Source organism: Bacillus sp. FSL K6-3431, assembly GCF_038002605.1.
Taxonomy (GTDB): Bacteria; Bacillota; Bacilli; order Bacillales; family Bacillaceae_C; genus Lederbergia.
Window position 1 is genome coordinate 3,225,585 of record NZ_JBBOCT010000001.1, and the last position, 12,916, is coordinate 3,238,500.

11 protein-coding genes and 1 pseudogene are annotated in these 12,916 nt (G+C 37.7%); 2 read left to right on the forward strand and 10 right to left on the reverse strand.

The genetic code is table 11. The features are described from left to right. Positions 1 to 160 precede the first annotated feature (160 nt). Positions 161 to 2,251, forward strand: coding sequence for a class I SAM-dependent methyltransferase (locus MHB53_RS15610; RefSeq protein WP_340920011.1), 2,091 nt, complete (start codon positions 161 to 163; stop codon positions 2,249 to 2,251). Positions 2,252 to 2,307: 56 nt separating this feature from the next. Here the strand turns inward: MHB53_RS15610 and MHB53_RS15615 are convergent, their stop codons facing one another. Continuing rightward, entirely contained in the window at positions 2,308 to 3,771 is a 1,464-nt protein-coding gene (locus tag MHB53_RS15615; RefSeq protein ID WP_340920012.1) for a protein adenylyltransferase SelO, read from the reverse strand. A gap of 218 nt (positions 3,772 to 3,989) precedes the next feature. Next, positions 3,990 to 5,336 carry an MATE family efflux transporter gene (locus tag MHB53_RS15620; RefSeq protein WP_340920014.1) on the reverse strand — a complete coding sequence of 449 codons (1,347 nt, stop codon included), beginning with the start codon at positions 5,334 to 5,336 and terminating at the stop codon, positions 3,990 to 3,992. A gap of 294 nt (positions 5,337 to 5,630) precedes the next feature. Between MHB53_RS15620 and MHB53_RS15625 the strand changes: the two are divergent. Further along, positions 5,631 to 6,312: pseudogene (locus MHB53_RS15625) on the forward strand (aldo/keto reductase). 170 nt (positions 6,313 to 6,482) lie between these two features. Here the strand turns inward: MHB53_RS15625 and MHB53_RS15630 are convergent. From MHB53_RS15630 to MHB53_RS15665, 8 genes are all read right to left on the reverse strand, one after another. After that, positions 6,483 to 6,773 carry a CD3324 family protein gene (locus MHB53_RS15630; RefSeq protein ID WP_340920017.1) on the reverse strand — a complete coding sequence of 97 codons (291 nt, stop codon included), beginning with the start codon at positions 6,771 to 6,773 and terminating at the stop codon, positions 6,483 to 6,485. Positions 6,774 to 7,434: 661 nt separating this feature from the next. Continuing rightward, the gene (locus tag MHB53_RS15635; protein ID WP_340920019.1) at positions 7,435 to 7,599 is read right to left on the reverse strand and encodes a hypothetical protein; all 165 of its coding nucleotides are present in this window, start codon (positions 7,597 to 7,599) and stop codon (positions 7,435 to 7,437) included. 274 nt (positions 7,600 to 7,873) lie between these two features. Beyond that, positions 7,874 to 8,293, reverse strand: a complete 420-nt coding sequence (locus MHB53_RS15640) for a MarR family winged helix-turn-helix transcriptional regulator (RefSeq protein WP_340920021.1) — start codon at positions 8,291 to 8,293, stop codon at positions 7,874 to 7,876. A gap of 67 nt (positions 8,294 to 8,360) precedes the next feature. Then, the gene (locus tag MHB53_RS15645) at positions 8,361 to 9,095 is read right to left on the reverse strand and encodes an SDR family NAD(P)-dependent oxidoreductase (protein ID WP_340920023.1); all 735 of its coding nucleotides are present in this window, start codon (positions 9,093 to 9,095) and stop codon (positions 8,361 to 8,363) included. Positions 9,096 to 9,108: 13 nt separating this feature from the next. Then, positions 9,109 to 9,858, reverse strand: coding sequence for an SDR family NAD(P)-dependent oxidoreductase (locus tag MHB53_RS15650; RefSeq protein WP_340920025.1), 750 nt, complete (start codon positions 9,856 to 9,858; stop codon positions 9,109 to 9,111). Positions 9,859 to 9,930: 72 nt separating this feature from the next. After that, positions 9,931 to 11,202: an MFS transporter gene (locus tag MHB53_RS15655; protein ID WP_340920026.1), complete on the reverse strand. Its 1,272-nt coding sequence runs from the start codon at positions 11,200 to 11,202 to the stop codon at positions 9,931 to 9,933. Positions 11,203 to 11,293: 91 nt separating this feature from the next. After that, on the reverse strand, positions 11,294 to 12,100 hold the full coding sequence (locus MHB53_RS15660) for an SDR family NAD(P)-dependent oxidoreductase (RefSeq protein WP_340920028.1): 807 nt from the start codon (positions 12,098 to 12,100) through the stop codon (positions 11,294 to 11,296). Positions 12,101 to 12,624: 524 nt separating this feature from the next. Continuing rightward, entirely contained in the window at positions 12,625 to 12,774 is a 150-nt protein-coding gene (locus MHB53_RS15665; protein WP_340920030.1) for a hypothetical protein, read from the reverse strand. Between the last annotated feature and the right edge of the window lie 142 nt (positions 12,775 to 12,916).

Genomic DNA, 12,916 nt, shown 5'->3' on the forward strand with positions numbered 1-12,916 from the left:
TAATTATATAATATTATGTTTACTTGAAGCCTAATGATAAAGCAGTAGATTTATAATAAAGTGGGGGATTCAATAGCTATTCTCTTTATATGATACATTTAAAATAGTAAACTTAAGGAAATAATTTGAAGACAATTTTAACATAGAAAGGATGGCGAATATGTTAGAATCCTTACAGTCCATTCAAAAATTGAAGTATGGCGATAAAAACGTGCTAAAGAGAGAAAACTGGCTGGAGTATCTTTATGTGACAGAGCAAAAGAATATCAATCTAGAACAGGTTCAATCCTTATCAGATATTGGAGAGCATCCTGTTTTACAATACACTGAACGAACACTGCAAATATTGAATCGTTTGGAGCTTTCTCCTGAACATAAACAAATCCTTGAAGATGTCCTGAAATGGAGCGAAGTAGCTAAATGCGGATCCCTCCACATTCGCATGGAATGGGAAAAGCAAGGGTATCCCTTAGCAATACATAATATCGCTTCCGCACAGATTTATGCGGCCGAACAAATGAAACAGAATTTTTCAGATCGAGATTTATTTAAAGAAGAGATGATTTACACCCTTATTTTAACACATGGTTTAGTAGGTCAATACATCCGTGGAGAAGTTCGTTTCCAACAAATGCTCCCACTCTCTCCATTTATTCTCTTGAACAAGCTGTCTCCTTCTGCTTTTAAAGAATTATTGTATGTTCTAAATCAATGTATCATTGAAGCCGTTTCTCCTGATTTGTGGGAGCAATTAAAGGGACAAGTAACAGAGGTGGTCCAATCGATTTCCCAAGGTGAACAAGTGAATGAGTATCCTTTTAGGGAACGCCTAGAACGACTTCGATATGGTTCTATCCATAAAGGAGAAAACTTTCCACGGGAGATACAGCAATTATTATCTGATCCCCGGATAGAAAAACGTTTATCGCTCTTTTTTCACAAAACGGATATGTGGTATGTGGAATCCGCTTTGTCCGAATTCACATTAGAAGAGTTCGTTAAAATCTTTCTACTACTCATCCGCTCCTCCAATTCCTTGACAGTGACACAAATAACCTTTGAGCCATTAATGAAAGACCTTCATTATGATTATAAAGGGAAAAAGTCAGTAAACCTGTATAAGAAGCGAATCATTGAGGCGTATTTAAGCGAGTTATCAATGGAAGACCTTTTACATCACGATTTGCCAGACAACCAGCATGTTTGCTTGCAAGTATTCGCCTATGACACGGCACAGCAATTGGTCGGCATATCCTTCCAATTTTCAAAGGCAGGGGAAAAGCTGATCGAGTTCTGCCAAGAAGCAGAGAAACACCCCTTATATGAACGGGCAATTATTATGCTGTATGACTTCTTCGGCTTCCGTAAAGATGCCTATGATCGCTTGCAAAATGAACAAACCTATCTAGCAGATATGAATAACTCGCAGGATTTCAAGAAGAAAATTGTCAATTATGCAGTTGGGAATACCATGCTTGATATCGGGCCTGGCGGCGGGTTTCTCTTAGATTTACTTGCTGAACGACACCCAAAAGCCAACATCATTGGAATTGATATTGCTTCAAATGTTGTCGTGGAATTGGAAAAGAAAAAACAGCGGGAGCAAAAAACATGGCATGTCATTCAGGGAGACGCACTCGATTTAAAGCCATACATTGAAAAGAGTGAAGTCGACACGATCATCTTTTCATCGATTCTTCACGAGATGTTTTCCTATATTCCTTTCGAGGGGAAAAAGTTTAATCCGAAAGTAATAGCGCAAGCCCTTTATAGCTCCTTTCAAGCATTAAATCCAAACGGGAGAATCATTATTCGTGATGGCATCATGACTGAATCGAAAGAAACACTCCGCCATATTCGATTTAAAAACATAACAGATGTAGCTTTCTTTGAACGATACGTCCAAGACTTTAAAGGTAGAAACATTCAATACGAATGGAAAAACGAACGAACTGTTTCCTTGCCAATCAATGACTGCATGGAGTTTCTCTATACGTTTACATGGGGCGAAGAAGCCTTTCCTCATGAAGTACAAGAGCAATTTGGCTATTTCACACCAAGCGAGTTTAAAGCATGTATTCTTCAAACATTAGGAGAAACAGCCGAAATAACAGTTTTTGAACATTATTTGCAAGACGGATATGAAGAACATTTATTAATGAAAGTGGAAGTAACAGATGTCGACGGAAAGTCCATCAGACTACCGGATAGTACCTGCTTTATTGTGATTGAAAAAAAGGTTCAAAAATAAACAAAAGCACATCAACTATGACGTTGATGTGCTTTTGGATTAATAATTTTTGGTACTCAGGTTCCACAATATGTTTGGTAAGGTACTGTTGAATCTGGTAGTATCGAATATTCTTCTTGTTCACAAGAGTGTGCGTAAGGATTGGAAAGTACATCAAGAAGCCGCTCCATCACACGATAATCTCCCTGTTCAACTGCTGCTGTTAGCGCCTCTTCTACTTGGTGGTTACGTGGGATGATCGCAGGATTGTTATTCCTCATCAACTGCTGCGAATCAGCTTTAGATTGTTCCTGCCTATCAAGTCGCGAAATCCAACGATTATACCACTGAGTAAATTCCTGTGCTCCAAACAAGACTGTATCTTCTAGTTTATCGAAAGTGAATGCGCGGAAAGTATTCGTATAATCCACTTGATACTTTTTCAGCATGTTCAGAAGTTCATTAATAAGCGATCCATCTTCTGTTTCATCGTTAAATATCCCAAGTTTTGCTCTCATTCCCGCAAGCCAGTTAGATTGGTATAACTGATTAAAGCTCGAAATCTTATCCTGAGCCAGTTTGACAGCTTCATCGACATTATCATGCAAAAGCGGTAATAGTGTTTCAGCAAATCTCGCCAGATTCCACCCAGCCATGAGTGGTTGATTCTCATAGGCATAGCGACCTTGCATGTCGATGGAACTAAAGACAGTTGCAGGGTCATAGACATCCATAAACGCACATGGACCAAAATCAATCGTTTCTCCACTAATTGTCATGTTATCGGTGTTCATCACCCCATGAATAAACCCAACAAGTTGCCATTTGGCAATTAGCTCTGCTTGGCGTTTAATTACCTCTTCAAGCAATGATAAATATCTGTTACCATCCACTTCAATATCTGGGAAATGACGCGCTAAAGCATAATTGGCCAGAGCCTTAAGTTCTTCCACCTGTCCCCATTTAGCAGCGTATTGAAAAGTGCCAACACGGAGATGACTAGCCGCCACTCGGGTCATAATCGCGCCGGGCAGCTCCGTTTCACGAATGATCGATTCACCAGTTGTCACTACGGCTAAACTACGAGTGGTAGGAATACGGAGTGCATACATCGCTTCACTAATGATGTATTCACGTAACATTGGTCCAAGTGCCGCTCGCCCATCACCTCCACGAGAGTATGGTGTTCTCCCCGCCCCCTTAAGCTGAATATCAACCTTTAAACCTTGTGGCGAGATTTGTTCACCTAACAGCACCGCTCGTCCGTCCCCTAACATATTAAAATGGCCAAACTGATGACCCGCATAAGCTTGCGCAAGAGGCGAAGCACCATCTGGAATCCTATTTCCTGCAAACACCGCTACGCCATCTTCACCTTGCAATGCCTCTACGTTTAAACCTAGAGATTCAGCCAAGTCATTATTGAATATAATCAAACTTGGTGAATGTACAGGAACTGGGTTCATGCTAGTAAAAAACAACTTCGGCAGCCTGGCATAACTATTATCAAAGTTCCATCCCGCTTCTTTACTCTTTGTCATATTTTCTCCTTTTCTATATATAAAGTAGATTTCCTGCTACGATGTTATTGTTAGTTATCACCATTTAATAAAATACCATACGGCCTCATTTTAAATGCTACTTTTCTTTAACCTTACAATACAAGTTATTAGCTTCGGAAAGCTGTTAAATTTTATTCATATAAAAAGAAGAACCGGAGTCAGTAAAAATTTTACTCTGCCTTGACTCTTGATTAAGTTTAACTTTCATTTTCCACTGTTTTCAACCTAATGGTATTCCAATCTGTTCGATAAAAACGGATCATCACACTGATACCAAACACCGTTAAATACGAATAAAATGATATCCATGCTCCAACACTACCAAGATTTAGAGTAAAAGTTAATACATAGCTTAACGGAATGAAAAATAACCAACCTAATATTAATGAAATCTTAAGTAAAAACGAAGTGTCGCCGATTCCTCTAAGTCCACCAGCATAGAAATTTAACAGTCCATCAAATAATTGTAAAAATGCAGAGATCATAATTAATTTAGCCGCTAAATGATACACCCGAACATCTTGGGAGTATATTTTAGCAATTGGTTCTGATAGGAAAAATTGAATAACACCAAGAATAAGTAAAAATATACTACCTAAAATAGCGGTTTGTGTTCCTGCTCTTCTACCATCTAAGGGTTTTCCCTTTCCAATTTCTTGACCAACAAGAATCGTGGCTGTTGAGCCGAATGCGAAAGCAGGCATGAACCCGAGGCTCATAACACTTAAGGCCACCTCGTTGGCGGCTAATGCATGTGTCCCTAATCTCATGACAAAGGCTGTAAATACAAACATCGCCATCGCCATAGAAAATTCCTGTATGCCCAATTTTGAACTCTCACCAAAAATTAAATTTAATTCTGATCGATTAAAGGCAATTCTTTTACGTGTATCATATTTTGGATGTAATTTTACGAAATAGACATAAGCACAAATCAAAAAGGTAACAACCTCTCCAATGAAAAAGGCAATTCCTGCACCAACTAATCCTATTTCAGGTAGACCTAATTTTCCATATGTTAATCCATATGTGAAGAAAATCATTAATCCCCCGCCTATGACCGCACTAATCATTGGCGTTTTGGTATCACCTATACCACGTAGAAATCCATGAAAAACAAACGTGAAAACAGAAAAAACCATTGCAAAGAAACGAATTTGCAAATAACTTTTACCTTCTTCAATCATTTCAGGAGAACTTCCTAATGCCTTAAAAATTCCTTCAGGAAAAATTAAGCCGACTAATAAAACAAAGGCACTAGCAGCTATACAAAGGTAAAACGCAATATACGTTCGCTCAATACCTTTTTTCATGTTGTTTGACCCATAATTTTGGGCAACTAAATAATTCGTGGTATGCCCTATACCTGAAAACAACGCCCAAGCATTGTACATGACTATATTCGTCACACCGACAATAGCAATGGCCAACGCCCCTATTTGACCAACTAAAATCAAATTAATCGTCCCGGTAAGCGTCGATGAAGCAAATGAGGCAATCGACGGTATGGCAAGTAAAAGGACTTTTTTCCATTCTTTCATCATTGGCTGTACTCCTCATCATAATGTCAAATCTATTATACTTGATTTCCGAGAAAAAGATTGTTTTTTTCGAATAAAGAAAAACCTCCTTTATATGTAAATTCGAGCTGAAAGGCTCCTTAGAAATTCATCAACCTTTTTAATCTTTCAATAATAAAGCGCATCGCTTATGATGCTCTTATTTATTAACTCTAGTTTAATCTGAATGTCTTTTTAATAATAAGAGGAGTCAAAGAAACACGAAGCAACCTCCTATATATGGTAGTCTTGTATTAACACTAAAAGGAGCGATTAAGGATAAGTATTTCTATTCCTGAAATAACCCTTAATATGGCTTTTCATTACCCGCAATACGCTTAGGTACATATAGTCTGAGAGGAAATGCTGGTGCCAATGCGATTAAACATGCAATAGATAACGGTTATCGCTTGATTAATTCTGCCTACAACTATGAAAATGAAGGAACTGTTAGCGCGGCCATTCGAAGAAGTTCAATTCCAAGAGATCAATTAATAATTACTTCCAAATTACCTGGACGCTATCATTCTTACGAAAAGGCAGTTTTAGCCATTCAAGAATCGTTATATCGCACTAATTTAGATTATTACGATTTATATCGTATTCACTGGCGAAATCCAAAACAAGATCTATATGTAGAAGCTTGGCAAGCCTTAATCGATGTGCATAAATGGGGTCTCATCTGTTCGATTGGTGTTTCAAATTTCTTAGTCCCTTAGCAAGGGCAAATGCCATCCAAGAAAATGAAACAAACAAAAAAATAGCTAAACAGCATAACAAATCCGTTCCACAGGTCGTTTTACGTTGGCATTACCAACTAGGTGCCATATCCCTCCCTAAATCCGCATCCCCTTCGCGCCAACTTGAAAACATCCAATCTTTGATTTTTCGTTGGCTAAAAAGGAAAGAATATGATGGAAGAATGAACAATCAAGATCCTGCTACTTATGAAGAACTTTAATAGAAAATATAAAGAGCGCACGACTTTTAAATAAGTGATGCGCTCTTTACATTTCTACTTCAAAATTCCTAAATATTCTTTCCAAGGTCCGACTCTACTCGTATCTATATGTCATTACACATACGATTTGAGCCCTATGCGTTAAGTCGTTAGCTCCCCTGTTAGTTAAGTTATCGTTTCGATTCATTATATACTTCACGAGTTTTATAGATGATTTTCCGGATGCTATCTAAGGACAAATTGTATATCCGCTCCAACTCTTCAAAAGACTGTCCATCCCGATATAACTGATAAATTTTTTCGTTTCTTTGCTTAATTAACCGGCGTGAACCGTTCACTTCTCCCCATCCCGCTCGCTCATTGGTTTTCTTTGGGATATAGATTATCTCTCCCTGGATATACTTCTGTAACTCCTTCAGCAAATGAGGGGGAAGCACCTCTTTTCCATTTTTATATTGCAAATATTCACATCCTCCTTATTAAAATGTACGTGTATATATTTTTGCGATTTGTCCATTTGAAAAACTCCTTTCACTCATTTTTAAGAAAACCCTTACAAAATTATTATTCCCCTTAGAAATAGTATACTGCATTTTTGGTTTATGGAAAGATAAGAAAAATAGTAAAAGAGGCCGCAAAGCGACCCCTCATGTTGCGATTTCCGCTTAAGCGGAAACCACCTCGTTGTTTGTGATCAAAATAATCAGCCTCCTTTCCAAAAGTCTATCGGCCCGACACTCTTATTAACTCATAAATGTTGGTAGGAGAACAAGGTAAAAAACAATTATAATTATTTTTTACCCATGTTATTTTTCGATATCAGGATGTTGCCATTACAGTCCCGGAACAACGACAATATCAACAGCCCAGACTTTAAGGATTAATAGTTCCAAGACCAATTATTGAATATCCAAATTATAACGATAGTGGGATTACAAAAGGAAAAGTAACTTCCACTGCTTCTCATGTTTCTCTTTTTCATATATAGCTTTTGAAGTCGTTCTAAATCTTGAATTATTTTCAACTACTGATCCACATCCATAATCTTAAGCACCAGCAATTTCTGGAGCTGCTTTTTTAAAGCGCCTCATTTTTTGCATAATCCATTGCTTTCTGCTTACACTATTTCCCACTCCTAACATTATGTCGGATCTTATCTGGATGAATTCTCTTCTCTCCAAGTTCAATGATGGATACGACTTCTAATAAAGCATGTACGGCATCATCTTTTGTATATAAATCATCATCTATCAAGTTACAGACCGTTTGAACGATTTTACTTTTCATATCAATCAACATCCACTTTGAGTTCAAGTCGTCTTTATTGTGATTAGATAATTAATCGATTTATTGAAGCCCATCTTAGTGATGATATTGCACATAATAAGCATAAGTTTTAAAAAACAGAACTAATGATAGGAGGCATTTTTACACTCTTGGGCTTTTCGATTATGTTCATTGATACAACAATATCCGGATTCATCGTTTAAGACCATTTGAATATAGAAACCTTTCCCCTAAAAAAACTGTTTGATTTAGTATTGACAATATCACAACTAACTCATGAAGGATCATTTAGTTTCCTATAAATTTTTAACAACTGCTGTCTTTCTTCGTCTGTGAGCTTTTCGAAGAGATTTTTTCGAAGTATTTGTCCTTCTATATTAGCCCTCTTAACCATTTCGACACCTTTATCCGTAATTCCCAAATAGATAATTCGGCGATCAGATTTATCTTCTAGTCTAATAGCTAACTTTTTCTGAACGAGCTTTTCCGATAAATGTGTTAAGGTCGGTGGAGTTAATCCTAATGCTCTCGCAATATCTGATGGACGGCTTTTTCCATTTTCCATTAAATGACCAAGTACTAGAATGTGAGAAACGCCTAAGTTTTCATAAAATATTTTATTCCACTGAATAATTAAGTTATTTGTTACTTTATCCATATTATGAATAATTTCAAAAATAGTCTGTTCTTTCATAAAATTCAATCCCTGCTTTCCAAAGATAAGAGCCCCTATTCCTAGAGGCTCTTTTTATCTTAGCATGTTATTGAGCTGAGAATCCACCATCAATCACCAATTCAGATCCTGTGATATATGATGATTCATCCGATGCAAAAAATAATGCTGCATTCGCAATATCTGCTGGCTGTCCTAATCTTTGTAACGGAGTAGCTTGGATTAAGTGACCAAGCAAGTCTTTCGACGTACTTAAAGTTTGTGTCATAGGTGTTTCGATAATTCCTGGAAATAATGCATTTACACGTACACCTTGTTTACCAAAAGTGGTTGCAGCTGCCTTAGAAATAGCACGCACCGCACCTTTAGAAGCCGAGTAATGGTTAAATCCTTGACCAATTTGTGCCGTATAAGATGAGATATTAATAATTGATCCTTGATTTTGAGCTGTCATATAAGGTGCCACGTGCTTCATCCCTGCAAATGGACCAAATCCATTTATAGAAAGCATTTTTTGCCAATCAGCCAGGTCGATATCCTTGTAAGCCTTTTCTGATGAAATCCCTGCATTATTCACAAGGATATCGATTTTGCCAAAACGATCATTTACTTTTTTAGAAAATGCTGCCCATTCCTCGTCCGAAGCTACGTTTAACTTCATGCCATGCACATTTTCCATCTGGCTTACTTTTTTAAGTGCTTCATCATTTATGTCTGCAGCGATTACGACTGCGCCTTCTTTGCTGAATAATTCAACCATTCCTAAACCAATACCTGAAGCTCCGCCTGTAATAATTGCTACTTTATTGTCTAATCTTCCCATGAACAATCACTCCTTAACGTAATTTAATGGAACCACCATCAACCATAATTGTTTGACCTGTAATATAATCAGAATCCTTACTTGCTAAGAATATAGCAACTTGACCGATATCCTGTTCAGGATCGCCAAGACGACGTAATGGGATTCGATTAATCATCGCATCATACATCTCTGGAGCATTTTCACGCCATTGCTCTACACCAGGTGTAAGCGCAATTGGCGAAATTAAATTCACATTAATGCCTTCTGGTCCCCACTCATTTGCTGCAACACGTGAAATAGCGCGAATTGCTTCCTTAGCAGCAGCGTAAGAAGTTTGTGTTACTTGTCCATCAAGACCAGCACCTGATGCAAAGTTAATCACCTTACCTTGTGATTTCTTCAATTCCGGATATGCTGCTTGCATGAAATGGAATGTAGGATAGAAGCCTGTACCAAAAGATAAATCTAACAATTCCTCCGTTGTTTCGCTAAACGGTGCTTGTTTGGATACATGTGCATTATTCACAAGAATATCTATCTTTCCGAACTTTTCCACGACACTAGAAACAATTTCGTAGATGTTTTGCTTTTTGGAAATATCTCTAATAAAAAGCAATCCTTCTGTATGTTCATTCACTTGGGCAAGCGTTTCTTTTCCTTTTTCTTCATTCACGTCCACAATTACAATGTGGGCACCTTCCTTAGCCATTGCAAGAGCGATTCCTTTGCCAATCCCCGATGCACTACCAGTTATTATCCCAACTTTTCCTTTTAACTTCATTATAATTACCTCTTTTCCTCATATGGTTAATAAGCTACATATAATGTGTTAAATCTTATATTTTTAAACTGTTTAATTCCATAACCCGTTTTCCATCAATTTCTTTTTCCCTTTATAAGCAAAAAACACACAGAATATATTAATAATCAACATCGCAATAATTGCGTATAGTACCATCGTATAGCTACCAGTAAAGTCAAAGGCATAACCATAGAGTGGCAATGCAACGATAGATGAGATCGCTAATCCCATGGACGCAGTTGAATATATTTGACTATACTCCTTATTCCCAAACAAGCTCGATGTTAGAGAAGGCCCCAATGTTCCGATGGAAGATGAAATGACACCGAACAGCCCAACAGCAAATGTGATCATGCCCGTACTATTTCCAGAGAATAATAAAAGACAGATCGCAACCAAGCCAGCTCCCATTGCTATGATCGCTGTAAGCTTGGAACCAATTTTATCACTTAAGAAACCAATGACTAATGATCCAATCAATACACCAACCATGTATGTGCCCATAACATTTCCGGCAAAGGCAACATCAAATCCTTTATCCATTAAATAAGTTGGGATATGCATCGAAAAGCTAGCTACCGATGTAATAAGGAAGAAAAAGAGCACCAGTGCATAAAATGCCGTGGATTTCCTTGCAGCAGACATAGATACACCCTTCTCTTCTGTTTCACCTACAGTTTTGCCCCCTTTTTGCTTCTGTTTCGATTCTACCATTCCATATGGGAGCAATCCCTTCGCCTGAGGCGACTTCTTGATTAGGAGAATGACAATTGGAACAACAATAATAATAGCTGCGATCCCAACCATAATATAAGCTGCTCTCCAGCCTTGGCCTGCAATCAGTTTACCAACAATCGGCTGAGCAACGGCCCCAAGCGCTCCTCCAGCAGCACTCATAATTCCAAGCGCCAAACCATTCCTTTTTTTAAACCATTGATTCACAATGACCGGCCCGGCAATAACTGTAATAAACACACCACCAACAGCTAGTGGAACAGCGAAGATATACCATCCCCATACAGAATTCATTAAACCGAACATCGCAAATGCACCAGCTTGAAGGATGATTCCGACAATTAAGATCAAACGCGTATCATATTTCGCCATCATTTTACCGCCTATAGGTAAAAAGAGCATGGTAACAATGGCTGATACACTAAAATATAAAGATAAATTCCCCATTCCAATTCCAAGATCTTTTGTTACAGGTGTTAAGAAAAGACCAGATGAATTATTTAGTCCACCTTTTCCTAACCCGACGATGATACAAAGCGCAATTAAAATCCACCAAGCATAATGAAATCTATTTTTACTCTTACTCACGAAGTTACCCTACTTCCTCGTATACTTTCATTTCTTTGAACCCATACCATTTATATATTTCCAATGCCCTACTTCTATGGAAGATCGCCTTTTAGGCTTGTGTTTTATTCATATAATCTCTGAAGTCTGGAATGCTAGGATTCGCAATATAATGTCCACCTTCTACTTGAATCGTCTGCCCAGTAATGAACTTAGACTCATCCGAAGCTAGGAATAACACCGTATAACCGATATCATCCGCTTCGCCATGGTATGGCAACGCATTATATTTTTCAAAGATATCCAATACTTCGGGTGCCATATTATTTTTAGCTGCTGGAGTTAAAATCAATCCAGGTGCCACCGCATTACAGCGAATTTTATATTTCCCGTATTGAGTCGCAATATACTTCGTAAGGTTTACGACACCTGCTTTTGAAGCTCCATATGCCGCACGAATCGCATCTCCATGAAAGCCTGCCATGGATGCAGTATTAATAATCGAGCCACCACCAGCTTGGATCATATGTGGAATTGCATATTTACTTCCCATTAACACACTCTTTAAATTTACATTTAAGAGGCGATCCCACTCATCGAGATCCATATTGACCACATCTAAATCCTTCTTCAGATTTGTTAAGCCAACATTGTTAAAAAGGACATTAATCCTCCCATAGTGGCTAACAGTAAATTCAACCGCTTCCTCAATAGACTTGCCATCTCCCGCATCTATAAAAATACCGATAGCTTCTCCGCCTTGAGCTTTAATATCTTCCGCTGCTTGCTTCGCCCCTTCAAGGTTAAAGTCTGCAATCACTACTTTGCAACCTTCCTTCGCCAATAACTTCGCAGCTGATAAGCCAATGCCTGAAGCGCTTCCAGTCAATAACGCTACCTTATCGTTTACTCTACCCATGATTTGAACAACCTCTCTCTTAGAAACATCTGATTTTTAAAACTCGATATTCTAGCTTTAAAGCAAAAAATCGTTTTAAAGGATGATAAAAAAACTTTTTGCATAAAGTTCATTCTATATGACAGGCTCCTGTCAGCTCCAAACCGTAGTTTTACCCCAAGTATTTCCTTTCACTTAAAATAATTAGACGTCAAACTATTCAACACCTAAATAGTACCAAAATGATAGAACAAATGCAACGGGAAGATATTATTGTAAATAATCATTTTAGTTCCTCTTATAATCATTCCCAACTTAACAACTGACCCAAAAGTATTTGATATACACCCACAATTTATATAGGAAGATATAAGCATTTTTTCCATCAAAATTATAGTAGTATGGCCATTGATCCAACATTGACTATGATATTTAACATGATTGAATGATCCACCTTTTGCTATTTTCTACGATCTAGCTGTTGTTGATATTAAGGTGGTTAACGTATCTCTTAACAACAAGTTGGAGACTAGGTTTAACCATTTTTAACTATTTTTTTCTATGACCGTTAGCACCTGATGGGTGAGAGAACCCAAAAAGACAGCTGTGTTCAGGTATTTCCCCTGATTTACTAACGCCTTGATTACTTCATTTACAGCCTTTCCAAGCGGAATAAGTAAAATGTCATTTTTCATTTTTTCAATTTCCCTTGGGAATACCTGATAAGCATATTCTGTCAGCAAAGAAGATTGAGCGATTTTTGGGGCATATCCTGTATAATTTCTTCCTTTAACGAAGACAGGATATTTAATTAGAGAAGTCGTATGTAATAAGTTT